The sequence below is a fragment of the Enterococcus devriesei genome (genome assembly GCF_001885905.1).
GTDB lineage: Bacteria > Bacillota > Bacilli > Lactobacillales > Enterococcaceae > Enterococcus_A > Enterococcus_A devriesei.
The window spans coordinates 92,804-119,253 of sequence record NZ_JXKM01000002.1; the positions used below are offsets into that span (position 1 = coordinate 92,804).

Genomic DNA, 26,450 nt, shown 5'->3' on the forward strand with positions numbered 1-26,450 from the left:
AAAAAGACAGTTGGAGAAGACAAAATGAAAAAAATTACCATCAAAGAAGTCGCTGAAGAAGCGGGTGTTTCTAAAACAACTATTTCGCGTTTTCTGAATAACAATTACGGAAATATGTCGAAGGAAACGAAGGCTCGGATTGCTGACGTGATTGAGCGCTTGGGCTACCGGCCAAGTAAGCAGGCGCAAGCGTTAAAATCTAAGCACAGCTATCTGATCGGTGTGGTGGTAGCCGATATTTCAAATATGTACTCTTCGTTGCTTTTAAAAGGGATTGGATCGGTACTGGAAAAAAGCGGCTATCAAATGATTATTATGGATGCGGCGAATTCAGTTAGTCTTGAAAAAGAATTGTTGCAAAAACTGATTGATCAAAGTGTGGAAGGGATTATTTTACAGCCGTCATCTCGGCAATCGAGTAATTATGAATTTATCGCCGAACACAATATCCCATTGCTTTTAGTGGATCGGCAAACAGAGCCTGAACGCTGGACATCAGTGATCACCAATAATATCGCTGCCACCAAAGAAGTGATCGAAAAAGCCTTGGAAAAAGGGTATGAACATGTTTTTGTCGTTAGTGAGCCGGTCAAGGATGTCAGTACTCGGGAAGATCGCTATCGAACGGTGCAGGAGACGGTCCTTAAATCGCAAAAACAGTGTCACTTAATCGAAGTCAGCGATGAAGATGAGATGACTGGAAAAATCGAAGAAATCTTGCAGCAGCCAAACAAGAAATTATTGTTTGCTTCTAACGGACGGGTGTTAATGGAGAGTTTGACGATTTTGATTCATAAAAATATCTCCATTCCAGCAGAAATTGGAATCACCGGTTTTGATGATTGGAATTTGACGGAGTTAGTGGGTCCGGGGATCACCAGCGTGGAGCAGCCATCGAGAAAAATTGGAAAAAGAGCGGCAACGCATTTGCTGGAGTTGTTGAAGGACAAACAACCGGTGGGGGAAATTATCGTGCCATCTGCAATTCGTTGGCGTAAATCGGTGTAAATATTCGTTATTTTTAAAATAAATTTTATAGAGTAGTGTCGTTTGGAAACCGATTTCTAAATGATGCTGCTCTTTTTTGTAATTAAAGAAATGTTTTTTAATCATGAAACCGTTGACATTTTTTGTTAACCGGTTTACTATACATCTATAGAAACCGGTTAACAAATTGAGAGGATGGGTTTTATGAAAGACAATCGTTTAGTGCTTAATTTTTTAGTTTTTGCTGAAAAAGTGGAAAATGGTGCATTGCAAAGTGAATTATTACCCGAAATTGCTGAGTTAGGTTTTCAATCTGTTGAAATACGTCGTGAATATTTTAAGGATCTTGAAAAAGAGATGCCTGTTATCAAAGCAGAGGCTGAACGTTTGAAGCTTGAATTGTTTTATAGTGTTCCAGATGAAGTTTATGTAGATGGAAAGATTAATCCAAAATTGAAAAACTATTTAGCAGAAGCTCAACAAATGGGTGTAAAACATATCAAATGGAACATCGGTGCATTTGAAGGGGATTTACATGAGGATGAATTGAAAACGCTTATCGAAAGCGGTGTGGCAATTACAATTGAAAATGATCAAACCCAAACATCAGGAACGATCGCTGCTATTCAAACGTATATGAAAGCGATTAAAGCCGCGGATTTAGCCATCGGTTATGTTTATGACTTAGGAAACTGGCGCTTCGTTGGTGAAGACGAAATGAAAGCCGCTGAAGCATTGACAGACTATGTTCAATATATCCATATGAAGGATGTTGGCTATGAAAATGATCAGCCAAAAGCCGCTGGACTTGATCATGGCGAAATCGATTGGCGTAAGGTTTTGACGATCTTACCGAAGAATCGTCCAATCGCGATTGAATATCCAACAACCTCAAATGCAGAAATTCTTGAAGCGAAGAAACTTTTAGAAGAAGCGATTGATTAGACAGTCGCTGATAAAAGACTAGGAGGAACGGTAATGACAGAGCAACATACTAAGATTGACGCTGAAAAATTTGCTTACCATTTTATGGAAACGATTAATCGTCCTGAGATCGACACAGAGAATATGGAAGGTGCGGCAAAAGAAGCATTAGCCGCCTATCTGACAGCGTATTATATGATTCAAAAATTTAATCACTTAGAAAATGACTTCTTTATAGAAGATCATAAGAAACCAGCATCAAACTACCAACGCATTTTAAGTGAACTAAATAAATATTAGGAGGCGCTACTTATGGGGGGCGCAATAACAGGCATTTTATTAGCAGTAACCTTTATTATTTTCGTTATCTATGCCATGAAGGGTGGTAATTTAACGGTTGGATTCTTCGTTATGGCTGTCTTATGGACAGCGATTGGATTGGTGCCTTTCAACACAGCGGTTAAAGAAATTTTTACTGAACCAGTTTTAAATTATGGGAAAACAGCCGCCTATATTATTTTTGGTTCTTGGTTTGGTCGAGTATTAGTCGATACTGGGATCGCCGGGAGTATTAGCCGCAGAACAGAAAAGGTCGGTAAGAAAAGTCCGGTCTTGGCAACGATCTTGATTGCTTTTGTAATCGCTCTAATTTTTACTAGCTCATATGGGGTTGGTTCGGCGATTGCGGTTGGTGTCATTCTTTTTCCAATCATGTTTTCGATTGGTGTACCTAGAAACATTGCGGTGTCAGTCTTTACAATCGCGATCGGGGCTGCAATGTACGTGAACAATGTTCTTTTTGTTCAATTCCAGGTTTTCTTCCCGAAAGTCGCTTGGGGTCCGCATTACCAACGCTTTGGCTTTGTTGCGATGGGCATTCAAATGGTGATTTTAGTCATCTTTATCTTATTCAATGCTAAGAAAATTCGTAATGGTACGCCTGAGATTATTGAAAGTGACTCTGAGACAGAAATCGTGGAAGTTCCTATGTGGACGTATATTTTACCCGTAATGCCGGTGGCTTTGAGTATTTTTGCTAAGTGGGATGCTGTTCCTGCGTTGTTACTTTCAACCATCATCGCGTTTGCAGCAACTGGCAATATGAAGAAATATTCAAGATTTGTCACTATGATGAATGAAACAGCGAAACATGCGATTAGTGATATTGCTGGCTTGCTGATTATGTTGTTCGTCTTAACGATGTTTCAATCAGCCGCTGTTCATGCAATGTCAGGCTTTACTAGTGTCTTCCAACAAGTAATTCCAGATAATAAATTAGCGTTGATCATTATTGTAGCGATTGTTGCACCGCTCTCTTATTTCCGTGGACCATTGATGCTTTATGGCGCGGGTGCCGCAACGGCCGCGATTCTAGTCGGCACAGGCATGTTCGATCAATACTTCTTATATGGCTTATTAGTAGTACCATCTATGATGGGCGTTTCAGCTTGTATCACACAATCATGGAATTTATGGTCAGTTCAATACGCCGGCCTAGATACGAAAACATTTCTACTTACCGGCCTACCATGGGCTTGGGGAGCAACAGTCTTGAACTTAATTGCAGCATATATTTTACTATAAAAGAAAAGAGGAAATTAAGATGAGTGAATTTTTAACGATTGGTGAACCGATTGCATTATTTGGATCAGAGGAAGTTGATAAATCATTGAAGGACGCACTTCATTTTCAAAAATTTTTAGCAGGAGCAGAAGTCAATGTCGCTGTCGGTGTCTCTCGCTTAGGTCATAGCAGTGAATATATTACGCAAGTCGGAAAAGATCCATTTGGCGAATTTATTATTGACCGCCTGCACGAAAATAAAATCGGCACTGATTATATTTCGGAAACATCAGATTTTTGGACAGCTTTCCAATTAAAGGATAGAGTAAGTGAGGGCGATCCAAGCATTTTCTATTTCCGTAAAGGTTCGGCTGCCGCTCATTTTGAAAAGGAAGTTTTAGACAAAATTGATTTTTCTGATGTGAAAATGGCGCATCTATCCGGGATTTTCCCAGCAATCTCGAAAGAAGCACAGACAGCTTTCCGTTATTTGATCCAATTATTGGAAGAACACAAGATTCGTACAACTTTTGATCCAAATCTACGCCCCCAATTATGGGACAGCGAAGCTGAGATGGTAGAAACAATTAACGACCTTGCCTCTCATGCAGAAATCGTTTTGCCAGGGATCAATGAAGGTGAAATTTTGATGGGTAGTCGCGAACCAGAAGCAATCGCTGATTTCTATTTGAACAATGGCGAAGCGACACAAACAGTCATTGTTAAACTTGGAACAGAAGGGGCTTATGTGAAGCAAAAAGATGGCACGAGCTTTACCGTTCCTGGTTTTAAAGTCGCAAAAGTAGTTGATACCGTGGGTGCAGGGGATGGATTTGCAGTCGGATTAGTGACCGCCTTAATTGAAGGCAAAGATTTGAAAGACGCGGTAATCCGTGCGAATGCGATTGGTGCAATGGCCGTACAATCACCTGGCGATAACGATGGCTATCCAACACCAACAGAACTTGAAGCATTTTTAAAAAATCAGAAGGTGAAATAATGAAGTTACAAACAGCGATCGATCGGGTATCATTAGAAGATGCTGCCCGATTGGCGAAACAATTAGATGGTAAAACCGATATCTTAGAAATGGGTACTTCATTAGTGAAAGATTACGGGAATGAAGCCATTCGCAGACTGCGAGGAGAATTATCACAAACCAGTTTATTAGTCGATAGTAAAACGATCGATGAAGGCGCCTATGAATTTAATCAAGCCTTTCATCATGGCGGAGATATCGTCACGGTCATGGGGGCGGCCTCGCATGCCACCCTTCAAGCTTGCTATGAAGTAGCACAAAAAGAAAACAAGACCATGATGATCGACCTGTTAGAAGTCAGTGATGAAAAGATTGCCGCTATTAGTAATTTTCCTGAAGCAATCTATGCACTGCATCATTCGATTGATCGTGAAGACAAGCTGGATGCTGTCGGCAGCGTGGCAGATTTTCATCAGAAATTTCCAACGATTAAACGGTTAGCGGTCGCTGGTGGGATCGATTTACCACAAGTTCAAAAATTAGCCGCGCAGGACTTACTTAAAGTGGTGATCGTTGGTTCAAAAATCGCTAAAGCAGCCGATCCCGTGGCAGCAGTAAAAGAGTTTATGGAGGCTATTCACAATGGAAACAATTAAAACGATTATGGCAGAAATCAATCAAGTCATGGACTTGGTGGATGAAAAGCAATTGGATCAAGCATTGCCATTATTTCAAAAAAATAAACGGATTTTCGTGATCGGCGCAGGCCGCAGCGGTTTTCAGGCAAAAGGTTTTGCAATGCGTTTGATGCATATTGGCTATACGGATTATGTGATGGGGGAAACGATCACACCATCGATTCAAAAAGGCGATACGTGGGTAGCAATCTCAGGTTCCGGTACAACCAAAGGAATCGTGAATGATACAGAAGCCGCTAAAAAATTGGGATTGGATATCGTCGCATTAACGAGTGATCCAGAATCTCCTTTGGCGCAATTGGCTGATCAAGTAATCGTCGTTCCCGGTGCAACGAAAACCGGTGCAGGCATCAAATCAGTTCAGTTATTATCAACGCTGTTCGATCAAACCGTGCATATCACTCTTGACGCTTTAACATTAAAACTAGCGAAACGTGATCAAACCTCTAACGAAGAGGCACTACATGAACACGTGAATGTAGAGTAGGCGATCAAAATGAAGAAAAGCCAAATTCTTGCTCGGTTAGAAGCAGCTGGCGTGGTAGCGGTTGTGCGAGAAAACAATACTGCGAGCGCCCTGGAAGCTGCCAAAGCGGTAGTTGCAGGGGGCATTCATGGCCTCGAAGTGACTTTTTCGGTTCCAAATGCCGATCAAGTGATTGCCAAGTTAAAGGAAATCTATCAAGCTGACCAAGCTGTAGTAGTTGGAGCGGGGACCGTTTTAGATGCCGTGACCGCTCGGTTGGCGATTATGGCTGGAGCGGAATTTGTCGTCAGCCCTAGTTTTGATCAAGCAACGGCCGAACTATGCAACTTATACCAAGTTCCCTATCTTCCCGGCTGTATGACTATCACGGAGATGCAGCGGGCAATGATCAGTGGAGCGGAAGTCGTCAAGCTTTTCCCAGCGAATAATTTTGATCCGCAATTTATTAAGTCCGTTCAAGCACCTTTGCCTCAGATCAATCTGATGCCTACGGGTGGGATCAATTTAGCTAATTTATTGGCTTGGAAGCAAGCGGGTGCTTTAATGGTTGGCGTTGGCGGTAATTTATTTAAGGGAGTCGCCGATCAAGATTACGAAAAAGTCACGGAGACAGCCAGAGAGTACATGGCGAAGTGGCGCGAGGAATAGGAAGAATACTAATACTAGAGACTGTGCCAAAAGTCAAATCTGGCACAGTCTCTATTTAGTTAAAAAAGCTCTGTGACAGATGATTGTCACAGAGCTTTTTGTGGATGAAACCTGTTTCAAATCGTGAAACAGGTTGAGTTGTAAGCGGTAACTATATATTTTTTTGTTTCGTGACCGTATACTAAACACATCATAAAAGAAGGAGAGAAGAAAGATGAAAGCGAAAATCATGGATAGCATGCAAAAATTTTCAAAAGCGATGTTTGTTCCCGTTTTGATCTTGCCGATCGCCGGGATTTTGATTGCGATTGGAAATGTCTTTACGAACCCGCGACTGATTGAAATGTTTGGCTTTTTAGATAATCCAATCACGATGGGTTTTGGAAGCATTTTATCAGCAGCTTTGTTGCCGGTTTTAACCAACCTCGGAGTGATTTTCTGTGTGGGAATTGCCTTAGGACTTGCGAATAAGAAAAAAGCTGAGGCTGCGTTTACGGCATTATTAGGCTATTTAGTTTTCTTATATGCAATGAATAAATTTATGGAGCTAAGAGGAATGCTAGTTGCTCCGGATCAATTACAAGGCTCTGGTCAAGCACTGGTTTTAGGCGTTCAAGTCCTTGACATGGGTGTTTTTCTCGGGATTATTTTAGGATTAGTAGTTGCGTTGATCCACAATCGGTTTATCGATACGACGTTTAACAATGCCTTCCAAGTTTACGGCGGCGCAAGATTTGTCTTTATTGTTTTGATTCCTGTATTAGTATTGGCAGCAATTATTTTATCGTTTGTTTGGCCAGTCGTTCAGCAAGGGATCGATGGGTTAGGCGGCGTGATTCAAAAGACCGGCAATTTCGGGATTTTCTTATACGGTTCACTAGAGCGTCTGCTGATCCCAACTGGCTTGCACCATTTGATTTATACACCGTTTTTATACACTTCTCTTGGTGGTGTGGCAGAGGTTGGTGGTCAAGTATTTGAAGGCGCGCGGAATATCTACTTTGCTGAAATCGCTGATCCTGCAGTCCGCGTTTTATCTCAGAGTGTCATTTGGGACGCGCGAGGGATCTCCAAAATGTTTGGTTTAATTGGTGCTTGCTTGGCAATGTATCAGACCGCTAAACCAGAGAATAAGTTCAAGGTTAAAGCAATCTTGATTCCAGCAGTAGTCACTTCATTTGTTGCGGGAGTTACAGAACCGATCGAATTTTCGTTTATGTTCGTGGCACCGGCACTATTCGTGATCCATTCCGCATTAAGCGGTCTCAGCATGGTAGCGTTAAATATTTTTGGGTCACGAGCAATTGGCCCCAATGGTTTTATCGATTTCCTACTGTACAATATCCCGTTAGGAACAGAGAAAACTCGTTGGCCGATCTATTTATTAGTAGGAGTCGCTTTCTTCTTTATTTATTATTTCGTGTTCCGATTCTTAATCGTCAAATTCAACTTTAAGACAGTCGGAAGAGAAGATGAAGATCAAGAAACGAAGCTGTATTCTAAAAAGGAATACAACGATAAAAAAGCTCAAGCTCCTGCAGATGGCGTAATGGCAACGAATGCTTCGGATGATCAAGTTTCAGGCGCGATCGTGGAAGGCTTAGGCGGAGCAGAAAATATTAAAACAATTGATAATTGTTATACTCGTTTACGCCTGAAATTGGCCGACCCAGCGTTAGTCAACGAAGGATTATTAAAAAATCAAACGCAAGCCAAAGGTGTCATTAGTAATGGGGAGAATGTCCATGTGGTCTATGGCTTGACCGTTCCCCAAGTACGAGAACGATTAGAAAAATATTTAGGCAGAGATAGTGGAGGAGACGAATAGTTATGAAGAAATTTTCAGTAGTAATTGCCGGTGGTGGTAGTACCTTTACCCCTGGTATTGTAATGATGATGTTAGACAACTTGGAGCGTTTTCCTTTAAAAACATTGAAATTATACGACAATGATGGAGATCGTCAGGGAATACTAGGTGAAGCATTAGAAATTTTACTCAAAGAACAAGCACCCGATATTGAGTTTCTATATACGACAGATCCAGAAACAGCTTTTAGTGAGGTTGATTTTTGTATGGCCCATATTCGTGTCGGCAAGTATGCGATGCGTGAAAAAGACGAGAAGGTTCCACTTCGTCACGGGGTCTTCGGACAAGAAACTTGCGGACCTGGTGGGATCGCCTATGGGATGCGCAGTATCACAGGAATGCTAGAGATTATCGATTATATGGAAAAATACTCGCCAGACTGCTGGATGCTGAATTATTCCAACCCAGCAGCAATCGTAGCAGAAGCTTGTCGTGTTTTACGTCCAGACTCAAAGGTCTTGAATATTTGTGATATGCCTGTCGGAACGTTGCGGCGAATGTCGCAAATCGTTGGAAAAAAACCGGAAGAATTGGAAGTTCGCTATTTCGGTTTGAATCACTTTGGCTGGTGGACTAGTGTCAAGGATCGTGAAGGGCATGAATACATTGAGCAAATTCGCGATTATGTCTCTGAACATGGCTATTTAACGCAAATCGAAGTTGATACGCAACATACTGATCCAAGCTGGCAAGAAACCCATAAAAAGGCGAAAGATATTTTAGCGGTAACGCCTGAATATCTACCGAATACGTATTTAAAATATTATTTATACCCAGACTATGTGTTTGAACATATGAAAGATCATCCCGAGTTTACCCGGGCAAATGAAGTCATGGAAGGGCGCGAAAAACACGTTTTCGATCATGCTCGTCAAATCATTGAGAATGGTTCAGCAGAAGGAATCGCATTTGATATCGACGCTCATGCGACCTTTATCGTAGATCTAGCTCGGGCAATTGCTTTTAATACCCATGAACGGATGGTCATGATCGTAGAAAACAACGGAGCAATTGCCAATTTTCCTGATGATGCGATGGTAGAGGTACCATGTATTGTAGGAACAGACGGTCCGGAAGCATTGGCACAAGGACAAATTCCAGCGTTCCAACAAGCGTTGATGTTCCAACAAGTCACAGTGGAAAAATTAGTGGTCGAAGCTTATGTAGAAAACAGCTATCAAAAAATGTGGCAAGCATTGACTTTATCTAAAACGGTACCTAGCGCACAAGTGGCGAAAGAATTATTAGACGACTTGATTAGCGAAAACGGCGACGCTTGGCCGGAATTACATTAATAAAATGGGTTGCAGCACAGTGGATGAAATAAGCTGATGCTGCAATCTCTTTTTCTAAAGACAGTAGGAGGAATCAGATGGAAATTGCAATGGTTGGCTTAGGTAAAATGGGAATGGGAATCGCGGAAAATTTATTGAGTCATCAACATCAAGTCCGCGGATTTGATGTTGACCTCAAGCTTGCGGAAAAATTAACTGATTTGGGCGGGACCTTTTATTCTGACCTGACAGAGTTGTTGGCAGCGGGTTCTCAGCAAAAGATTGTATGGCTGATGCTGCCAGCTGGAAAATTAACCAATGATATGGTAAGACAAATTGTCCAACAGCTTCATGAAAAGGATATCGTAATCGATGCCGGAAATTCACATTATCAAGATAGTGTAGCGAATTATTCTTTCTGCCAAGCACGCGGCATCGATTTTATTGATGTTGGAACTTCTGGCGGGGTCGCTGGAGCAAGAGCAGGAGCTTGTATGATGATTGGCGGATCACCTCAAGTCTTTGATCAGCTGCAGTCGTTATTTTCAGATATCTGTGTAGATAAAGGTTATATGTACTGTGGTGAAGCTGGCAGTGGCCATTATTTGAAGATGGTTCACAATGGAATTGAATATGGGATGATGCAAGCTATTGCTGAGGGCTTTAATTTACTACATCACAGCCCGTACGATTATGAAATGGCTGAGGTCGCGCAGGTATTCAATCATGGATCGGTCATCCGTTCATGGCTGATGGAATTAATGGGAAATTTATATCAAGAAGATTTGGATCTAACAGAGATTGCCGGAGTCATTCCTTCATCAGGAGAAGGAAAATGGACAGTAGAGGAAGCCTTACGGTTAAAAGTGAATCTGCCAGTCATTACTCAATCACTTATGACGCGCTTTGCTTCGGAGGATTGTGATAAGATAAGTGAGAAACTTGTCGCATTATTGCGCAATCAGTTTGGCGGACACGCCTTTGTAAAGGATGAATGAGCTTGTCAGTATTTTTAGGAATCGATGTTGGAACTACCGCAATTAAATTAGGAGTCATCGAAGAAAATCAGCTGCTTTATACGAATGACCACCCAATAGAAACGTCTGGTGATGAAATCGTCAAATACCAAGACGCAAACCAGATACTTACCGTTTTACAGGAGGGGCTCATGACGATCCCCCTTGAATTACGGCGGCGAATCACGAAACTTGGTATTAGTACGGCGATGCATAGTCTGATGCCGGAGGACGACAGTGGACAAATTTTTATTTGGTCGGATCTTCAAGCAGCAGGAGTAATCGAGCAATTTAAGCAAGTAAAAAAAGCAACCGCCAAGCATTTTTATCAGCTGACGGGAACGCCGATCCATGCCATGTCGCCCTTTGCGAAATTGTTGTATTTTCAACAAGCTGAAAAATACCCGGCAGGGCTCCATTGGTCTGGCTTAAAGGAAGTCTTAATGAAGTACTTTACCGGTGAAACCGTGCTCGACTATAGCACGGCTTCCGCTACCGGACTGTTTGATTTAAGGAAAAAACAATGGAGTCATGAAATTTTGACTTATTTGGGGATGCATGAAGAGCAATTAGCCCGTTTGGTAGACACGAATCAGACTTTTGCGCTACTGCCAAGTGTCGCAGAATTATTCGGCTTTTCTTCGGAGCTACAGGTGGTCATTGGGGCGAGTGATGGAACGTTAGCGGCCTATGCTAGTTATTATGCCACCGGGCGCAGAGCCAGCTTGACTATCGGTACGAGTGGAGCTGTTCGACAAATTACTACGGACAATCAGTTAGACGCCGACAAGCAAAATTTCTGTTATTACTTAAACGGCGAGCTGAAGGTTAGTGGAGCACCTTCAAATAATGGTGGGATTATCCTTGCTTGGGCAGCTCAGCAACTGGCCGTAGATCCACTTGATTTTTATGCGTCAGTCCCCAACTTGTTGATGGAAACCAAAATAGGAAGCAATGGTCTGCGCTTTTGGCCTTATCTGAATGGGGAACGAGCACCTTATTGGGACAACGAGATCAAAGGCGGCTTTTATGATTTGACCTTGCAACATACCAGAAGTGACCTTTTACGAAGTGTGATTGAAGGCGTACTTCTAAACATTCGCCGCTTAGTCCAATTAGTCGCTAAAAATGAAGACTTGTCAGTCAGCGGCGGATTTTTCCAAACACCGGCGTTGGCTCAACTAGCGGCAACTGTTTTTGGCACCGTTTGTTATTATGCGCCAGAAAATGAGCCGATCTTTGGCTTGTATTATTTGTTGGAACAACCGGAACTAGTGAAGAAAGAACAGCAGCAAGTCTTTTTCCCTGATTCCCTGCAACAAGCAGCGTACCAACATTTAGCGGAGCATTATTTTGATTGAGTTTTTTGCGTAAATTCTTGAACAATATACTCCATTAGCAGTAATAGTTTCCCAAAAAAGCTATTATAAGTAACATTTTGACTATCGACCGGACGTTCATCGGTGACTTCAAAAATAATGCTGGCGGCTTCAGTCGCTCGCGATTGGCTGTTGCCGGTGAACAAGATAGTTGGAATTTGGCGTTCTTTAGAAAACTGCATCTTTTCAATCACCTTTTGAGTTTCGCCGGATTTTGAAATGACGATCAACATACTGATATTATCAGCGTTATTATTAATGATGCCAGCTGAATCAGCAGCATTTACAAAGAGGGTTTTGATCCCATTCACCAATAATTTTTTGTAAAGGTATTCAGCGATGATACTGGAAAAACCAGTAGCGTAAATCGTGATAAATTTTTCCTGATTGTCTTGATAGATATTTTTCATAGTATGGATAGACGGCGCTATTTTTTCTGTAGGAATCGAAATATCCACCGTGGCTTCTACCAATTGATTTTGCGGCTGGTATTGATTTTTGAGGAAATAAAACAACTCTAAATAACCAGAAAAATCTAATTTTTGTGCCAATCGCACGATGGTTGCTGGAGACGTATAGAGTGTTCCGGCAATTTTTCTTAAAGAAACACCTTCCAGTTCATTAATATGTGTGACTAAATAAGTTAAGATCGTCTGATCATTATCAGAGATTTGTTTTCCCTTAGTTACTAATTCTAAATCCATTTGTACACCTCATATAAAAATAATAAAGCCCTTTCCTATGTATTATACACTAAGAATGGTTAAAGAAAGGTTCTCCCTTTTCACTAAGTAAAATGTAACTCATCTTGCACAAATAGAAAGGAGAAAGAATATGTTTGGTCTATTTAATAAAAAAGTTGAACTTCATGCGCCCGTCTCTGGAAATGTTATTGAAATAACAGAGGTTAATGATCCTGTCTTTAGTCAGAAGATGATGGGGGACGGTTTCGCGGTCAAACCAACAGCCGGACAAATCAACTCACCTATCAATGGTCGGGTAAAATCCATCTTTCCTACGTTACATGCGGTAGCTCTTGAAACCGATGATGGACAAGAAATGCTACTTCATATTGGTATTGATACCGTTGAACTAAATGGTGAAGGGTTTCAGTCTAATCTAATAGAAGGACAAAAGATCAAAATTGGTGATCCTTTAGTCCAGGTTGATTTAGCCGTCCTTGCAGAAAAAGGAAAAGACAATGTCATCATTATTGTTTTACCAGAATTGAAGGACAAGCAGGTAATCGTTCAAACTGGCGAAAAACAAAGCGGCGAAGTCGCGGCCATTTTAAAATAAATCTTTGAGAAACAGCCTTTCAAAACGAAAGGCTGTTTTTGCGAGTCGGACTTTTTATGGTAATCGATCAACCTGTTTAGTCCGATCGTATGCGTCTGAAAATCAACAATTTAAAAAATAAGCAAGATTCTAAAATTTGACTTCATAGTCTAATTAGACTAAGATGGAAAAATAATTGAAATTGAGGTGGAAAATTATGAAATCAATCTTACTGATTGGTCAATCTAATATGGCGGGCCGCGGCTATTTAACCGATGTTCCGCCGATTTATAACGAAAGGATCGAGATGTTGCGTAATGGACGGTGGCAAATGATGGCCGAACCGATTCATTTTGATCGTGAAGTGGCTGGAGTGGGACCGGCGGCATCTTTTGCCAGTGCGTGGACTCAAAAGCACCCCACAGAAAAAATTGGCTTGATTCCTTGTGCGGAAGGTGGGAGTTCCATCGATGAATGGGGAGCTGATCAACCATTGACCCGTCATGCACTGACAGAAGCCAAGTTTGCGATGGAATCCAGTGAATTGATTGGAATTTTGTGGCATCAAGGGGAAAATGATAGTTTAAATGGGCGCTACAAAGCCTACGAAGAAAAACTAACACGGGTTTTTGAACACTTTCGCAAGGAGCTGGCTTTGCCTGAGTTGCCAATCATTGTTGGCCAGCTGCCTGATTTTCTTGGGAAGCAAGGTTTTGGTCTAAGTGCAACGGAATTTAAGGAAATTAATCAAGAGATGGCTAAAGTGGTGGCTAAGCTGGACCATTGTTATCTAGTCAGCGCTGAGAAGCTGACAGCGAATCCGGATGGCATCCACATTAACGCAAAGTCACAACGACAATTCGGCCTTCGTTATTATGAAGCTTTTGCTAATCAGAACAATGTGCTTAGTCCTTTGTCCGATGAAGATGAACGTTTGGCTGAGATTTATGGGCGGGAAACGACGAAAAATGAAAAGATTTATTTGTTGAGCCGTGATTTTGCATTAGGAAAGATCGATTTTCAGCAATTTATGGAACGCTTTGGAGCAGTTCAATGATTCCATTACTTATTTTAGGTCTGTTGAAGGAGCAGCCAGCTTCTTATGGCTACGAATTATTAGCGAAGATGGAAGCCAATTATTTTAAGTATTTTGTTCGGTTTACCAAGGGGTCATTTTACTATAATATCCAACAGCTTGAAGCTAAAGGACTGATCGAGCGTGTTTTCTCGGAGCCTCAGAAAGAGGGAAAAGAAAAAAATCGTTATACGTTGACTGCCACCGGGGAAAAAGAATTTAAGCGCCTATTTCTTCGTTATGGTGAAAAAAATGAGCCTATCACTTTCCCATTTTATACGCCGTTATTATTTGAGGATCAAGTGGCGCCAGAACAAATGGTCCAGCTGTTAGAAGGACAGATAGCCCAGACACAAGAAAAAATACGTTTGATTGAAGCCGCGCTGGCAAATCCCGCAGAGCAACTGCGACCTAATTTTCTCAAAATGATGGAGAATTCTAGGCAGCATCACCAAGTTAATTTGGCGTGGTTTCAAGAGCAATTAGCCGAATACAAATAACCGATGCGGAAAAGTCACTAGGATTCTAGCGACTTTTCCGCATCGGCTTTTAGTTTTTCTTATTCATCTTCAGTCTTTTTTTGTTCTATCAGTTCTTGTAGCAGTTCGATTTGGACTTGTTGCAACTCGACTAAGTGTTGCCATTTAGTCGCCATTAAATAGTCGATTTTTTCGTGGAGCAAGTGGATCTCAACTTCAGATTTGACATTGACTTCATAATCATTATCCGCTTCTACCCGGTCCCGATCGGCTTGGCGATTTTGGCTCATTAAAATGATCGGTGCTTGGATTGCGGCTAAGCAGGAGAGGGCCAGATTCAATAAAATAAAAGGATATTTGTCAAATGGATCGAAAAATAGCGGCAATGTATTCAAGACGATCCAAGCAAAAAGTGTTAACAAAAAGATAATGATAAAGGTCCAACTGCCGCCAAACTTTGCGATGCCATCGGCGACTTTTTGACCAAAGGTTTCTTTGGTTTTTAACGCATCATTGACATTTTTGATTTGAACTTGCTCATTACGGATTTTATGCTTCAACTCGTGATCAAATTGCTTTGATGTCGATATTTCTTTTTGAATCTGCTGATTAAGGTATTGAAATCGAAAATTCAATAAACGGTTATAGGAAATTGTGTCTGCCGCCGTCAACTCTTTATCTGTCGTTAAGATGAAATCTCGTAAATTTTCATCTAGTTCTGAAAGTGTAAAGTGTTGCTTGTTTTGCTTATCTGTCATAGGAATCACCCGTTTTTCTTTTAATGATAGCACGGTGATCGATCATTTTCCTAAAACTTGTCTTTGATTATCTATCTGCAGTCTAATAAAAAAAGACGACAGCCTAAGCTATCGCCTGAAAAAATGCTTACCAGGGAATGACGCCATCGCGGTTGAAGAAGCCACCAGTTGGTCCGTTTTCATCAATCGTCGCTAATTTGACGATGGCATCGGAGCCTTGCTCCACTGTTTGCATACCGTTGCTGAAATTTTCTCCGGTCTTGGTTGGTCCGGGATCAACCGCATTGATCTTCATATTTGGCAGACTTTTCGCATATTGAACAGTCAGCATCGAAACCGCGGCTTTTGATGAGCTGTAGGCCAAAGCATTGACTTTTGATTCGATCTTATCTGGGTTCAACACTTGACCGAATGAACCAAGGCCACTGCTGACGTTGACGATTACTGGGAATTCTGACTGTTCTAACAGCGGTAGAAAAGCATGAGTCACGGAGACCAAGCCGAAAACATTTGTGTCATAAACGTTGCGCATGATCGCCGCGTCGATCTCTGCTGGCTGGCCATAACCGCCTGGAATACCGGCATTATTGATTAGAATGTCGATCCGGCCTTCCTGTTTTTTGATCGTTTCGGCAGCCTGCTCGATTGAGGTTTCATCGGTGACATCCAAGGCAACGTAGGAAACAGCTAATTCCTTTGCCGCTGCGGCTGCTTTTGTTGCTTGGCGAGAGGTGATGTAGACATGATATCCCATTTTTTTCAAACGACTAGCAGCGGTATAGCCTAAACCGGTACTGCCGCCGGTAATTAACACGATTCGTTCTTTCATGATTCATTCCAACTTTCTTAATTAAAATAAAAACTTGTATTTACAACTTTGATTGGAGCATACGCCTGATTTTTTTATTTGTCAATAAAATAGTTGTTTTTAAAAGTATTTTTATTTTTTTTATGCTAATATAATGACAAAGGGGTGGAACCAGTGAAAACAAATGAAGACAATCTCTCCGAAAATATTTATCAAGCTAACTTGGTTCAGCAAGAATTCATCGAGACTCGTTTGAAAAAAATCGGTCTGACATCTCACCAAGCTCGTGCGCTAAATTATATTTCGCGTTATCCCGGTGTAATCCAAAAAAAAATTGCTAATTATTTAGGCAAGCAAGATGCTACCATAACGAACATTTTGAAAACGTTGGAAAAAAAGGACTACATCTACCGTGAGATTCCTAAAAACAATGAGCGTCAGAAAAATTTATTTTTGACCGAAAAGGGCGAGGAATCCATCAAGCAAATTCGCCTGATTTTTCAAGATCTTGAAGCGCAGCTGACGCAGGAGCTTGAAGCGGAGGAACAACTATTACTAAAAAAACTATTGAAGAAAATTCAATAAACTCGATCTGGTGGCCATTCGCTCACCAGATTTTTTTGTTTATATTCAATGACTAAAATAAGAAAAAATGGATTAAAAATCATTAGAAGCAAGGTCAAGCTCCTATTGACTGTTTGTGAAGCGCTAAAAGAAGCTCAAAGTCCGATTGACAAGCCGATTTTTACTCATTTATAGTGCAAGTGTCAGCTTTACTAAGAAGGAGGAGCAAACATGGTAGTCCAGCCCTTTTCAGCCCAGCAATTATTTAAGTTAAAGCGCCAAACGTTAGAAAAACGTTTGACTGATTATTATGGAGAGACCCAAGATACGAAGACATTGCTTAACCTATTGATTGCCCTTCAAATTCGTGATGCGCTGGGAAACGAAGATTTCTCTCAATTTTTACGCCCATTGGTTCGTCAACTTTTTTTAAAGACAACAGCTACACGGGTGCTGCGCCATTATTATTGCCATTTTGAGTCCTATTTTTCTGCAAAAGAATGGCAGACGGTGCTAGCCCGCTTGTTTCCGATAAAAATATATTTAACCAAGCTGATCTCAAAATTTCGTTCCATTTTTCAACCAGAAACTTTGATCGGTTTGACTGATTCATGACCGCTGGATAGAAGTGAATCAAGCAACATTCAACCGTTTATCTCCAGGTAAAAGAGATGGGTTATTTGTTGTGGAGATTTCTATTATTTTCATAAAATAGTTATTTTATGGGTAATCCCATTTGTGAACAAGGGACTTTCTTTTAGTTAATAAGACCATTTGAATAATTACAGTTGTTTTTATTAAATAGATCAAAAGTTGGGTTGCTTTTCTCCAACAGAATTGTTACATTTAATCATAGAAAGCGTTTACAAAATTTAGAAACTTGCGGGAGAGAGCAATCATTGCCACCGAAGGTATAAGCTATGAACATGCTGGTTTCATAGTGAACATCTCAGGTAAAGGGACCGCAAGCGGAAGCAACTCTGGAGAGCAGAAATGCGCCGAAGGAGCAACCTTTGAAAAAGGGGAATCTCTCAGGCTAGTGACAGAGGACAACGGCACAAGGTGTTGTTGTCCTCTTTTTTATGCGATGGGACTTAAATAATTTTTTACAAAATCAGTCGCAAAATATATGTGAATAATTGAACAATAAGGAGGGAACCAATGATTATCGTGACGAATAATCCAATGGTCAAAGAACAGATCAATCAGAAAAAAGCCGTTGATTTCGTGGAAGGCTCTTACGGTGATGTTTTGAGCTATGTCAAGCGGCGAGTGATTGATGAACGGCTGTATTTGTTATCCCATCCATTAAGCGGGAGTATCAAGCCTAATGAGACCTATTATAAAACGATTTTTTTAACAGAGACCAACTCTCAGTCCATCGATCTGGAGAGTTTAGAATATATGGAATCAGCGATAACCGTCTACGAGAAATTTATAAAAAACAAGCAGCGACCTAACTGGTCCTTAGGGGTGTTGCAAGATTTTGCTTTCGTGGAGTTTTATATCGCCCAAAGTACGTTGGACAGGATAGGAGGTGACACGTGTTCGACTACTTGCTATTAAATAGAACTGAGGTGAGTCAATGAAACTCGAGATTGGCAACATTGAAATCAAAGATGTGGTTTTTAGTGAAGATGAAAAAATTGAGCAGGGTCGATTATCAATCAATCCTGCCAAAATCAAAGCAATCGTTTTAGAGGATGATCGATTATCCGACTGTGAGATTGAGATTGCCAAACCCGGCGACAGTCTTCGAATCACACCGGTTAAAGATGTGATTGAACCAAGATGTAAAGTAGATTCTGCTACGGGTATTTTCCCAGGAGTCATCAACAAAGTTGATGTCGTAGGCAGTGGCCGAACCCATGTCTTAAAAGGCTGCGCGGTTATGACGGTGGGAAAAATCGTCGGTTTCCAAGAAGGAATCGTCGATATGCAAGGACCGGGTGCGGAGCTCACGCCTTTTTCACAACTAATCGAAATTTGTTTAGTCTTGAAACCGCAAGCAGGGCTTGATCCCCACCAGTATGAAGAGGCCGCGCGTTTTGCTGGATTAAAAACGGCGGATTATCTTGGGAAGCTAGGTGAAAAAATTGAGCCTGACCAACTTGAAACATTTGAAACACTGCCGTTATTAGAACAGATCCAACAATATCCGGAGCTGCCGAAGGTTGGTTACGTTTATATGTTGCAGACGCAAGGACTGCTCCATGATACGTATGTCTATGGAACGGACGCGAAACACATCGTGCCAACGATCCTTTATCCGACAGAGGTAATGGATGGCGCGATTATCAGCGGCAACTGCGTGTCGGCCTGTGATAAAAATACCACGTATCATCACTTGAATAATCCAGTGATCGCGGATTTGTATCAGCAGCACGGCAAAGAAATCAATTTCTTAGGGGTGATCGTAACCAATGAGACGGTCTATCTAAAGGATAAACATCGTTCTAGTGATTTCGTTGCGAAGCTAAGTGAATATTTAGGGTTAGATGGTGTGATCATTTCTCAGGAAGGGTTTGGCAATCCGGATACAGACTTGATCATGAATTGTAAAAAGGTCGAAGAAAAAGGCATTAAGACAGTCATTGTAACAGATGAGTACGCAGGTAGAGATGGTGCTAGTCAGTCCTTAGCGGATGCCGATAAATTGGCAACGGCCGTAGTGACTGGCGGGAACGCAAATGAAACGATCCAGTTACCGAAAATGGATCGCTTAATCGGACAATTAGATTATGTCGATGTTATCGCAGGCGGCTTTGATGGCAGCTTGAAGGAAGATGGCACGATTGAAGTTGAAATCCAGGCAATTACCGGTGCGACGAATGAATTAGGGTTTAACAAAATGTCTGCTAAAGGCGTTTAATAAGATAAATAGGGAGGAAATACTAATGACTTTAGATTTAAAAAATAAAAAAGTCTTAGTGATCGGCGACCGTGACGGGATTCCCGGACAAGCAATCGAAGCTTGTATCGAGGGAACCGGGTCAGAAGTAATATTCTCATCCACAGAATGTTTCGTCTGAACGGCCGCTGGTGCAATGGACTTGGAAAATCAACGTAGAGTAAATGAAGCAGCGGAAAACTTCGGCCCAGAGAACGTAGTCGTTCTGATTGGCGCGGCTGAAGGAGAAGCAGCAGGGTTAGCTGCCGAAACTGTGACGAACGGAGACCCTACGTATGCCGGTCCATTGACCAATAAACAGCTAGGATTAGCTGTATACCACGCAGTAGAGCCAGAATTTAAAGAAATTGTCGACCCAGATGTTTTTGAAGAGCAAATTGGCATGATGGAAATGGTTTTAGATGTTGATGACATCATTGAAGAAGTTTCGGAAATGAGGAATCAATACGCCAAATATTAATTAAAACAGCGGAACAAACTTTTTTCAGCCTTCGATCAATAGGCTGAAGAGCTCGTTTGTGAAGCTAGACATCAACCAGTAAAGGAGCGTCTTATGACTAAATTTAAAGTTGTTCACTACATCAACCAGTTTTATGCTGGGATTGGTGGTGAAGAAAAGGCGGACATCCAACCATTCTCAAAGGCCGAAGTAGTAGGACCAGGTCTTGCTTTTATGAATTCATTTGGCGAAGAGGCGGAGATCGTCGGCACCGTTGTGTGCGGCGACAGTTTCTTTAACGAGAACTTGGATAGTGCCAAAAAAGATGTACTGGAACGCATCAAACAATTTGAACCAGATATCGTAGTGGCGGGACCAGCCTTTAATGCCGGCAGATATGGCATCGCCTGTGGGGAAGTCGCGCAGGCGGTAATGACGGAGCTTGATATTCCAGCGGTAACGGGGATGTATGAAGAGAATCCCGGCGTTGAAATGTACAAGAAGGCAGCCTATATCACACCGACAAGAAATAGTGCGGCCGGTATGCGTAAAGCGGTGCCGGTAATGGCGCGTCTTACGTTGAAATTGTTGAAAGGCGAAGCCGTTTCACCAGTCGCGGACAATTACTTTGTTCGTTATCGCAAAAATTTTCAGGATGAAAAACGTGGCTCAGAACGAGCAGTTGAGATGCTGATTCGTAAGGTGAAAAACGAGGAATTCGCGACTGAATTTCCGATGCCTGAGTTTGATAATGTGGCACCAGCCGCGGCGATCAAGGATCTAACCAAAACGAAGATCGCGTTGGTGACGTCTGGTGGAATTGTTCCCAAAGGCAATCCAGATCGAATTGAATCTAGTAGCGCGTCGAAGTATGGCATGTATTCCATCGAAAATGTTGATACATTGACAGCAGATTCTTACGAAACGGCTCACGGCGGGTATGACCCTGTTTATGCCAACCAAGATCCAAACCGTGTATTGCCATTAGATATTGTTAGAGCAATGGAAAAAGAAGGCGTAATCGGCAGCCTACACAATTATTTCTATACAACGGTCGGCAATGGGACGGCTGTTGCCAACGCGAAGAAATATGCAGCTGAGATCGCGCAAAAATTATTAGCAGATGGTGTTGAAGCGGTTATTTTGACTTCCACCTGAGGAACCTGTACACGTTGCGGTGCAACGATGGTGAAAGAAATTGAAAAAACAGGTCTGCCTGTGGTTCATATTTGTACAGTAGTTCCAATCTCACAAACAGTCGGCGCGAATCGGATCGTTCCCGCGGTCGCGATTCCTCATCCATTAGGAAATCCAAGTCTGAGCTTGGCCGAAGAACAAAAACTTCGGCGGGGAATCGTTGAAAAAGCCCTAACGGCTATGACGACCGCGGTGGATGAGCAAACTGTATTTGAATAAAGCGGACTGCCTGAGTGGTTTCACTCAGGCGGTTCATTGAGGAAAGGAGCAAAGCAATGTACGATGTGATCATTATTGGTGGCGGACCGGCCGGCTTGACGGCTGCTATTTACAATGCCAGAGCCCGTTTGAAAGTGCTGCTTTTAGAGAAAACGAAGCTAGGAGGGCAGATCGTTTCCACCCACGAAATCGCCAATTTTCCAGGATCGATCAAAACGACAGAAGAAGAAACGTCAGGACCTGAACTAATCAAACGGATGGCAGAGCAAGCTGAGCAATTCGGAGCGGAAATTCAGCTGCGTAAAGAAGTTACTGAGTTAGAGCTAGCAGGCCAAGTCAAAAAAATTACTTGTAAAGATGGTAGCGTTTACGAATCTCACGCGGTGATTTGCGCCAACGGAGCTTTTCCTAGAGCAATCGGCTGTGAAGGCGAACAGGAACTAGCAGGAAAAGGGGTTTCTTATTGTGCGACTTGTGATGGCGCCTTTTTCGAGGACATGGAAGTCTTCGTGATCGGTGGTGGGAATTCCGCGGTGGAAGAAGCGATGTTTATTACTACCTTTGCCCGTAAAGTCACGATTATTCAAAATTTAAGTGAATTGACTGCGGATGCGATCGCGATCGAACAAGTCAGAGCCAATGACAAGATCGATTATATTTTTGATTCGGTTGTGGAGCATATCGAAGGGGACGGCATGGTGGAAGCTATGACGATTCGCAATACGAAAACGGATCAACTGACACGTTTCGAAGCCGATGAAGAAGATGGTTTGTTTGGCATCTTTGTCTTTATTGGGAATGTCCCAAGCACTAAGCTTTATGAAGGGAAAATTCCATTGAATGAATACGGCTATATGATCACTGACGAAGCGATGGCGACACAAGTCGAGGGCGTTTTTGCGGCGGGTGATATGCGGCCGAAAGTATTGCGGCAAGTGGTCACAGCTACGGGAGATGGGGCGATCGCCGCCTTCTCAGCCCAGAAATACGTTGAGAAAATCAAAAGGGAGGTACCAGCAAGATGATCGAATTAACTGTTGATAATTTTGGAGCAGAAGTATTAGAACAAGACATTCCAGTGTTGGTTGACTGGTGGGGAGAGACTTGTGAGAATTGTCTAGCTTTGATGCCGGCTGTCGAAGAATTATATGAACAATACGGCGATCAAATCCGTTTCACGAAGTTTAATACGTCACAGAAAAAAGTTCGGCGTTTCTGTATCCAACATAAAATTTTAGGGCTTCCGGTGATTTCAATTTATCAGAATGGTGAAAAAATTGACGAGGTAGCAAAAGATGATTGTACTAAAGAAGCTATCGAAGAAATGATCCAGAAATATGTTTAAGGCGGGATACAGATGAATTATTCGACTTTACGAGGGGCAAGTTATGTATTGATCCACACGCCAGACATGATCGAGCATAATGGAACGACCCAAACGACGGAAAAAATCACTACGCCAGATAGTCCGTATTTAGCCAGTCTTTACGCCCATCTTCGCAGTTATGACGACGTGGTGAATTATGCGCCAAATCAGACATTCATCGGCAACTTGAGTTATGAAGCGTTAAAGGAGCTTCCTCAGCCTTGGGTTAGTGAAACTTATACCGGCAAGCGAGAAGGAAAATTCGGCGAGATTATGCCGGAATTGGAATTTTATGGGTTATTACAGCTGGTGGATGTTTTTGAACTGGTCCATTTGGAAGCACAGTTTGCGGAGAAAGTTCGTTCAGTGTTAAATGAGCATCCCTTATTTAAAGCCGATGCGGCAAAAATCAAAGACGGCAAAGACGTGACCTGGCTTCAGCAAGAACTTGACGAAAATAACGGAGAAGGCCTTTATTATGAACAGCAATTAGTTGGCTGTGTCAGTCCGGCCCATCAGATTGATGTGAATTTAAATGCTCATGTGATGCTAGAAAATCTCGTCGTTAAAGCCAGCGGGGTATTGGCTTTGCGGCAATTGATCGCCAAGCAAGGAATTGATCCTAAAGAGATTGATTATGTGATCGAATGCAGCGAGGAAGCTTGTGGCGATATGAACCAGCGAGGCGGCGGTAATTTCGCGAAATCGATTGCTGAATTATGTGGTTGTGAGCACGCAACAGGTTCGGACATTCGCAGTTTTTGTGCTGGGCCGACCCATGCCTTGATCACAGCGGCTTCTTTGGTGGCAGCAGGCACGCATAAAAATGTCGTTTTAGTTGCCGGCGGAGCGACAGCAAAATTAGGAATGAATGGCAAGTCTCATGTGGGGAAAGGCTTGCCGATTTTAGAAGATGTACTAGGCGGCTTCGCGGCGCTGATCAGTGAAAATGACGGAATTCATCCAATTTTACGTCACGATCTGACCGGTAAGCATGAGGTTGGTAGTGGCTCGAGTCCGCAAGCAGTGACCACTGCTTTAATAGGAAGTATCTTAGAAAAAGCGCAACTGACGATCAAAGACGTGGATGTTTATTCAGTTGAGATGCAAAACCCTGATATCACCAAACCTGCGGGCGCAGGCGATGTGCCATTGGCGAATCTTAAAATGATTGGCGCGATCGGTGTGCTGCGTAAGGATATCGAGAAAAAAGATCTGAAAGCTTTTGTTGACGAAAAGGCCTTAGTTGGCTGGGCCCCGACACAAGGACATATTCCTAGCGGCATTCCTTATCTCGGCTTTGCGACAGAAGATTTAGTAACTGGCAATAAAAAACGAGCAATGATCGTTGGTAAGGGGTCGCTTTTCTTAGGACGAATGACAAATCTGTTTGACGGAGTCTCGATCCTGATTGAGAAAAACAGCGGAAAAGTCAACGAGGAGAATCAGCAGGATTTAGAAGCATCAGTCAAACGAGAAGTGGCGCAGGCGTTGAGAAGTTTCGCTGCCAATCTTTCAGTAGAATAGAGGTGAAATCAATGTCTGATCAAGTAAAACAAACCGTAAAAAAAGTCTTTGAGGATCTAGCCACCAGTCTGGAAACCGGGCGAATGGAAGCAAGGATCAAGATCGGTTTAACAATCGATGGCAGCGAACTAGGAATGGCGGTAATGAAGCAGGCGGCCTATGCTATTAAACAAAAGCAGCTCTTTGATCTGGTGTTGATTGGTAGCGATGTCGACTGGGCAAATGATTTTATCCATTATTCTACGACGGATTGTCAAAAAGAAGCAGCTGAGTTGATGGAGGAACTGCTGGACAATGGTGAGATCCAAGGCTGTGTGACCTTGCATTATAATTTTCCAATTGGTGTTTCGACGGTCGGAAAAGTACTCACTCCAGCTTTAGGTCGAGAGCTCTTTATCGCCACGACGACCGGAACGACTAGCGGTGCTCGCAATGAGGCGATGGTCCTGAATGCGATCAATGGTATTATTGCAGCGAAAGCCTGTGGCATCGAAAAACCGACTGTGGGCGTTTTAAATGTCGAAGGCGCTAAAACCGTTGAACGAGCGTTGACGACGTTGCACGAGAAGGGGTATGGGATAACTTTTGGAGAGAGTCAACGAGCAGATGGTGGCAATGTATTGCGAGGCAATGATTTGCTATTAGGCAGCGTGGATGTCGTTGTTTGTGATAGCTTGACCGGAAATATTTTAATGAAGCTTTTTTCTGCGTACACTAGCGGAGGTAACTACGAGACCTTAGGCGCCGGCTATGGCCCGGGGATCGGTCGCAAGTATGACCGCAATATTTGTATCATCTCACGAGCGAGTGGCGCCCCGGTAATTGCTAACGCATTGGAATACGCTTACGAATTAGCACGAGGGAAACTGGGGGTCATCAGCCAGCAGGAATATCAAACAGCGGATCAAGCAGGGCTTCAAGAACTATGTAATCGTTTGACTGCACCCACAAACAAAGAAACAAAAGAAATTGCAGCGCCGCCAAAGGAAATCGTTACTAGTGAGATAACCGGGATCGAGATCATGGAATTGGAGGAGGCAGTGAAAGTTTTGTGGGCGGCCAATATCTATGCCGAGAGTGGAATGGGGTGTACAGGACCGATCGTTTTGGTCAACCCTAAACAGTTAACTGCCGCACAGAATGAATTAAAAAATGCGAATTATCTCTAAATCAGACGGACAGCTTTCTAAAAGGCTGTCCGCTTATTTTCGTTGAAAAATTATTAACAATTAGGATAATTTTTACTTATTATTATTTAATCATCAAGGGAAGACTGGCTAGTGAGGGCGTTGTATTTTCTTTCGTTTTTTAAAAGTTGTTGGTACGTTTTCAGCCGTTAAGCGCTGGGATTTTTGTTATACTGAAAAGGGGATGATTGTGATGGATCAATTAAAAAATATCTGTTGCTATGCACCCATGATGGTGTATGCAACACCAACAATTGAAGCAGAAGTAGATAAATTATGTTTGCAAATGGTTTCCCTTGCTGCCAGAGGCTGGAAGGCAGACCAGTTATATTATTATGCATTGGAGCACGGCAGTAAGATCCATGAGGCAGACTTAGTTATATCCGCAGATGTGAAAGGCTTAGTGATGATCTTTCGGTCTAAGCAAGAAAGACAGGAGCTGGAAGAAGCGGCCAGTGAATACGTTTGAATTATACATAGTTAAAAATGTGCTGATAAATTTTATTTTCTACACTCCAATTGTCTGGCAATGAAAAATAATTTTGATGTCAGTCATGAAAAATTGAAATTTCAATCGTCTATCATAGGCCGCTGTGCTATACTTTTTTCAACTGAATGACACGAGGGGTGCTTATTGAAGCTGAGATCATACCCATTGAACCTGATACAGTTAGGACTGGCGCAGGGAAAGTGTGTTTTATTGACGATGCCCCCGGCCGCTTTTTTGTGGTCAGGTTTTCTATTGGTGAGGCCTCTTTTCATTTGGATCAATTGAAAGGAGGTCTTTTGTTCGTACAAAAACGAGCTAGATTACAAAAGA

General features: G+C 42.3%; 29 protein-coding genes and 3 riboswitches. Of the genes, 26 read left to right on the forward strand and 3 right to left on the reverse strand.

Annotated elements, in window-relative coordinates; translation table 11 throughout:
• Positions 1-24: 24 nt before the first annotated feature.
• The 12 genes from RV00_RS02990 (at position 25) to RV00_RS03045 (ending at position 11,804) form a co-directional block, all read left to right on the forward strand.
• Entirely contained in the window at positions 25-1,008 is a 984-nt protein-coding gene (locus RV00_RS02990) for a LacI family DNA-binding transcriptional regulator (RefSeq protein WP_071861446.1), read from the forward strand.
• Between the two features lie 183 nt (positions 1,009-1,191).
• Complete coding sequence (locus tag RV00_RS02995; protein WP_071861126.1) at positions 1,192-1,932, forward strand: sugar phosphate isomerase/epimerase family protein; 741 nt, start codon at positions 1,192-1,194, stop codon at positions 1,930-1,932.
• Positions 1,933-1,965: 33 nt separating this feature from the next.
• Complete coding sequence (locus RV00_RS03000; protein ID WP_071861127.1) at positions 1,966-2,211, forward strand: hypothetical protein; 246 nt, start codon at positions 1,966-1,968, stop codon at positions 2,209-2,211.
• A gap of 12 nt (positions 2,212-2,223) precedes the next feature.
• Positions 2,224-3,495 carry a gluconate:proton symporter gene (locus RV00_RS03005; RefSeq protein WP_071861128.1) on the forward strand — a complete coding sequence of 424 codons (1,272 nt, stop codon included), beginning with the start codon at positions 2,224-2,226 and terminating at the stop codon, positions 3,493-3,495.
• A 19-nt stretch (positions 3,496-3,514) separates the two neighbouring features.
• Positions 3,515-4,474 (forward strand): sugar kinase, encoded by a 960-nt coding sequence (locus tag RV00_RS03010; protein WP_071861129.1) that lies wholly within the window; start codon positions 3,515-3,517, stop codon positions 4,472-4,474.
• Complete coding sequence (locus RV00_RS03015; protein ID WP_071861130.1) at positions 4,474-5,109, forward strand: orotidine 5'-phosphate decarboxylase / HUMPS family protein; 636 nt, start codon at positions 4,474-4,476, stop codon at positions 5,107-5,109. The genes RV00_RS03010 and RV00_RS03015 overlap by 1 nt, the downstream gene beginning before the upstream one ends.
• Positions 5,096-5,638 (forward strand): 6-phospho-3-hexuloisomerase, encoded by a 543-nt coding sequence (gene hxlB / locus RV00_RS03020; protein WP_071861131.1) that lies wholly within the window; start codon positions 5,096-5,098, stop codon positions 5,636-5,638. Before RV00_RS03015 ends, hxlB begins: the two co-directional genes overlap by 14 nt.
• 9 nt (positions 5,639-5,647) lie before the next feature.
• The gene (locus RV00_RS03025) at positions 5,648-6,286 is read left to right on the forward strand and encodes a bifunctional 2-keto-4-hydroxyglutarate aldolase/2-keto-3-deoxy-6-phosphogluconate aldolase (RefSeq protein ID WP_071861132.1); all 639 of its coding nucleotides are present in this window, start codon (positions 5,648-5,650) and stop codon (positions 6,284-6,286) included.
• A gap of 214 nt (positions 6,287-6,500) precedes the next feature.
• On the forward strand, positions 6,501-8,114 hold the full coding sequence (locus tag RV00_RS03030) for a PTS transporter subunit EIIC (protein ID WP_071861133.1): 1,614 nt from the start codon (positions 6,501-6,503) through the stop codon (positions 8,112-8,114).
• Positions 8,115-8,116: 2 nt separating this feature from the next.
• Complete coding sequence (locus tag RV00_RS03035; protein ID WP_071861134.1) at positions 8,117-9,448, forward strand: 6-phospho-alpha-glucosidase; 1,332 nt, start codon at positions 8,117-8,119, stop codon at positions 9,446-9,448.
• Between the two features lie 77 nt (positions 9,449-9,525).
• Complete coding sequence (gene gnd / locus RV00_RS03040) at positions 9,526-10,425, forward strand: phosphogluconate dehydrogenase (NAD(+)-dependent, decarboxylating) (protein WP_071861135.1); 900 nt, start codon at positions 9,526-9,528, stop codon at positions 10,423-10,425.
• Positions 10,422-11,804 (forward strand): gluconokinase, encoded by a 1,383-nt coding sequence (locus RV00_RS03045; RefSeq protein WP_084133218.1) that lies wholly within the window; start codon positions 10,422-10,424, stop codon positions 11,802-11,804. The genes gnd and RV00_RS03045 overlap by 4 nt, the downstream gene beginning before the upstream one ends.
• On the opposite strand, the gene RV00_RS03050 is transcribed toward RV00_RS03045, so the two are convergent.
• Positions 11,792-12,526, reverse strand: a complete 735-nt coding sequence (locus tag RV00_RS03050) for a MurR/RpiR family transcriptional regulator (RefSeq protein ID WP_071861137.1) — start codon at positions 12,524-12,526, stop codon at positions 11,792-11,794. The genes RV00_RS03045 and RV00_RS03050 overlap by 13 nt on opposite strands.
• 130 nt (positions 12,527-12,656) lie before the next feature.
• Here RV00_RS03050 and RV00_RS03055 point away from each other — a divergent pair, with 130 nt between their 5' ends.
• From RV00_RS03055 to RV00_RS03065, 3 genes are all read left to right on the forward strand, one after another.
• On the forward strand, positions 12,657-13,121 hold the full coding sequence (locus RV00_RS03055; RefSeq protein WP_071861138.1) for a PTS sugar transporter subunit IIA: 465 nt from the start codon (positions 12,657-12,659) through the stop codon (positions 13,119-13,121).
• 196 nt (positions 13,122-13,317) lie between these two features.
• Positions 13,318-14,157 carry a sialate O-acetylesterase gene (locus RV00_RS03060; protein WP_071861139.1) on the forward strand — a complete coding sequence of 280 codons (840 nt, stop codon included), beginning with the start codon at positions 13,318-13,320 and terminating at the stop codon, positions 14,155-14,157.
• Positions 14,154-14,675 (forward strand): PadR family transcriptional regulator, encoded by a 522-nt coding sequence (locus RV00_RS03065; protein ID WP_071861140.1) that lies wholly within the window; start codon positions 14,154-14,156, stop codon positions 14,673-14,675. The genes RV00_RS03060 and RV00_RS03065 overlap by 4 nt, the downstream gene beginning before the upstream one ends.
• Before the next feature lie 59 nt (positions 14,676-14,734).
• Here the strand turns inward: RV00_RS03065 and RV00_RS03070 are convergent, their stop codons facing one another.
• Positions 14,735-15,412 (reverse strand): DUF1003 domain-containing protein, encoded by a 678-nt coding sequence (locus tag RV00_RS03070; protein WP_071861141.1) that lies wholly within the window; start codon positions 15,410-15,412, stop codon positions 14,735-14,737.
• A gap of 127 nt (positions 15,413-15,539) precedes the next feature.
• Entirely contained in the window at positions 15,540-16,241 is a 702-nt protein-coding gene (locus RV00_RS03075; RefSeq protein ID WP_071861142.1) for an SDR family NAD(P)-dependent oxidoreductase, read from the reverse strand.
• A 153-nt stretch (positions 16,242-16,394) separates the two neighbouring features.
• On the opposite strand from RV00_RS03075, the gene RV00_RS03080 reads away from it, so the two are divergent.
• The 11 genes from RV00_RS03080 (at position 16,395) to RV00_RS03140 (ending at position 26,099) form a co-directional block, all read left to right on the forward strand.
• Positions 16,395-16,805 (forward strand): MarR family winged helix-turn-helix transcriptional regulator, encoded by a 411-nt coding sequence (locus RV00_RS03080; protein WP_071861143.1) that lies wholly within the window; start codon positions 16,395-16,397, stop codon positions 16,803-16,805.
• A 210-nt stretch (positions 16,806-17,015) separates the two neighbouring features.
• Positions 17,016-17,399 carry a hypothetical protein gene (locus tag RV00_RS03085; RefSeq protein ID WP_071861144.1) on the forward strand — a complete coding sequence of 128 codons (384 nt, stop codon included), beginning with the start codon at positions 17,016-17,018 and terminating at the stop codon, positions 17,397-17,399.
• Between the two features lie 258 nt (positions 17,400-17,657).
• Positions 17,658-17,759: riboswitch (glycine riboswitch) on the forward strand.
• A 3-nt stretch (positions 17,760-17,762) separates the two neighbouring features.
• Positions 17,763-17,832: riboswitch (glycine riboswitch) on the forward strand.
• A 113-nt stretch (positions 17,833-17,945) separates the two neighbouring features.
• Complete coding sequence (locus RV00_RS03090) at positions 17,946-18,350, forward strand: GrdX family protein (protein WP_071861145.1); 405 nt, start codon at positions 17,946-17,948, stop codon at positions 18,348-18,350.
• Between the two features lie 19 nt (positions 18,351-18,369).
• Positions 18,370-19,656 carry a glycine/sarcosine/betaine reductase component B subunit gene (locus tag RV00_RS03095; protein ID WP_071861146.1) on the forward strand — a complete coding sequence of 429 codons (1,287 nt, stop codon included), beginning with the start codon at positions 18,370-18,372 and terminating at the stop codon, positions 19,654-19,656.
• 25 nt (positions 19,657-19,681) lie between these two features.
• Positions 19,682-20,155: a glycine/sarcosine/betaine reductase complex selenoprotein A gene (grdA, locus tag RV00_RS03105; RefSeq protein WP_084133219.1), complete on the forward strand. Its 474-nt coding sequence runs from the start codon at positions 19,682-19,684 to the stop codon at positions 20,153-20,155.
• Positions 20,156-20,248: 93 nt separating this feature from the next.
• Positions 20,249-21,550, forward strand: coding sequence for a glycine reductase complex selenoprotein B (gene grdB, locus RV00_RS03110; protein WP_084133220.1), 1,302 nt, complete (start codon positions 20,249-20,251; stop codon positions 21,548-21,550).
• Between the two features lie 56 nt (positions 21,551-21,606).
• Complete coding sequence (locus tag RV00_RS03120) at positions 21,607-22,575, forward strand: NAD(P)/FAD-dependent oxidoreductase (RefSeq protein WP_071861150.1); 969 nt, start codon at positions 21,607-21,609, stop codon at positions 22,573-22,575.
• Positions 22,572-22,895, forward strand: a complete 324-nt coding sequence (gene trxA, locus RV00_RS03125; protein ID WP_071861151.1) for a thioredoxin TrxA — start codon at positions 22,572-22,574, stop codon at positions 22,893-22,895. Before RV00_RS03120 ends, trxA begins: the two co-directional genes overlap by 4 nt.
• A 12-nt stretch (positions 22,896-22,907) precedes the next feature.
• Complete coding sequence (gene grdC / locus RV00_RS03130) at positions 22,908-24,443, forward strand: glycine/sarcosine/betaine reductase complex component C subunit beta (RefSeq protein WP_071861152.1); 1,536 nt, start codon at positions 22,908-22,910, stop codon at positions 24,441-24,443.
• Between the two features lie 11 nt (positions 24,444-24,454).
• Positions 24,455-25,612 (forward strand): glycine/sarcosine/betaine reductase complex component C subunit alpha, encoded by a 1,158-nt coding sequence (gene grdD / locus RV00_RS03135; RefSeq protein ID WP_071861153.1) that lies wholly within the window; start codon positions 24,455-24,457, stop codon positions 25,610-25,612.
• A 202-nt stretch (positions 25,613-25,814) separates the two neighbouring features.
• Positions 25,815-26,099 (forward strand): hypothetical protein, encoded by a 285-nt coding sequence (locus RV00_RS03140; protein ID WP_249024050.1) that lies wholly within the window; start codon positions 25,815-25,817, stop codon positions 26,097-26,099.
• Between the two features lie 144 nt (positions 26,100-26,243).
• Positions 26,244-26,336, forward strand: a riboswitch (TPP riboswitch).
• Positions 26,337-26,450: the final 114 nt, after the last annotated feature.

Excerpts from the sequence above, each read along its gene's own strand:
- RV00_RS03095 (WP_071861146.1), top strand. The coding sequence starts at position 18,370 with ATGAAACTCGAGATTGGCAACATTGAAATCAAAGATGTGGTTTTTAGT.
- RV00_RS03000 (WP_071861127.1), top strand. The coding sequence starts at position 1,966 with ATGACAGAGCAACATACTAAGATTGACGCTGAAAAATTTGCTTACCAT.
- RV00_RS03015 (WP_071861130.1), top strand. The coding sequence starts at position 4,474 with ATGAAGTTACAAACAGCGATCGATCGGGTATCATTAGAAGATGCTGCC.
- RV00_RS03045 (WP_084133218.1), top strand. The coding sequence starts at position 10,422 with ATGAGCTTGTCAGTATTTTTAGGAATCGATGTTGGAACTACCGCAATT.
- RV00_RS03010 (WP_071861129.1), top strand. The coding sequence starts at position 3,515 with ATGAGTGAATTTTTAACGATTGGTGAACCGATTGCATTATTTGGATCA.
- RV00_RS03090 (WP_071861145.1), top strand. The coding sequence starts at position 17,946 with ATGATTATCGTGACGAATAATCCAATGGTCAAAGAACAGATCAATCAG.
- RV00_RS03065 (WP_071861140.1), top strand. The coding sequence starts at position 14,154 with ATGATTCCATTACTTATTTTAGGTCTGTTGAAGGAGCAGCCAGCTTCT.
- RV00_RS02990 (WP_071861446.1), top strand. The coding sequence starts at position 25 with ATGAAAAAAATTACCATCAAAGAAGTCGCTGAAGAAGCGGGTGTTTCT.
- RV00_RS03070 (WP_071861141.1), bottom strand. The coding sequence starts at position 15,412 with ATGACAGATAAGCAAAACAAGCAACACTTTACACTTTCAGAACTAGAT.
- grdC (WP_071861152.1), top strand. The coding sequence starts at position 22,908 with ATGAATTATTCGACTTTACGAGGGGCAAGTTATGTATTGATCCACACG.
- gnd (WP_071861135.1), top strand. The coding sequence starts at position 9,526 with ATGGAAATTGCAATGGTTGGCTTAGGTAAAATGGGAATGGGAATCGCG.
- RV00_RS03030 (WP_071861133.1), top strand. The coding sequence starts at position 6,501 with ATGAAAGCGAAAATCATGGATAGCATGCAAAAATTTTCAAAAGCGATG.
- RV00_RS02995 (WP_071861126.1), top strand. The coding sequence starts at position 1,192 with ATGAAAGACAATCGTTTAGTGCTTAATTTTTTAGTTTTTGCTGAAAAA.
- RV00_RS03120 (WP_071861150.1), top strand. The coding sequence starts at position 21,607 with ATGTACGATGTGATCATTATTGGTGGCGGACCGGCCGGCTTGACGGCT.
- RV00_RS03085 (WP_071861144.1), top strand. The coding sequence starts at position 17,016 with ATGGTAGTCCAGCCCTTTTCAGCCCAGCAATTATTTAAGTTAAAGCGC.
- RV00_RS03140 (WP_249024050.1), top strand. The coding sequence starts at position 25,815 with ATGATTGTGATGGATCAATTAAAAAATATCTGTTGCTATGCACCCATG.
- RV00_RS03025 (WP_071861132.1), top strand. The coding sequence starts at position 5,648 with ATGAAGAAAAGCCAAATTCTTGCTCGGTTAGAAGCAGCTGGCGTGGTA.
- RV00_RS03005 (WP_071861128.1), top strand. The coding sequence starts at position 2,224 with ATGGGGGGCGCAATAACAGGCATTTTATTAGCAGTAACCTTTATTATT.
- RV00_RS03050 (WP_071861137.1), bottom strand. The coding sequence starts at position 12,526 with ATGGATTTAGAATTAGTAACTAAGGGAAAACAAATCTCTGATAATGAT.
- trxA (WP_071861151.1), top strand. The coding sequence starts at position 22,572 with ATGATCGAATTAACTGTTGATAATTTTGGAGCAGAAGTATTAGAACAA.
- RV00_RS03075 (WP_071861142.1), bottom strand. The coding sequence starts at position 16,241 with ATGAAAGAACGAATCGTGTTAATTACCGGCGGCAGTACCGGTTTAGGC.
- RV00_RS03060 (WP_071861139.1), top strand. The coding sequence starts at position 13,318 with ATGAAATCAATCTTACTGATTGGTCAATCTAATATGGCGGGCCGCGGC.
- grdD (WP_071861153.1), top strand. The coding sequence starts at position 24,455 with ATGTCTGATCAAGTAAAACAAACCGTAAAAAAAGTCTTTGAGGATCTA.
- hxlB (WP_071861131.1), top strand. The coding sequence starts at position 5,096 with ATGGAAACAATTAAAACGATTATGGCAGAAATCAATCAAGTCATGGAC.
- RV00_RS03035 (WP_071861134.1), top strand. The coding sequence starts at position 8,117 with ATGAAGAAATTTTCAGTAGTAATTGCCGGTGGTGGTAGTACCTTTACC.
- RV00_RS03055 (WP_071861138.1), top strand. The coding sequence starts at position 12,657 with ATGTTTGGTCTATTTAATAAAAAAGTTGAACTTCATGCGCCCGTCTCT.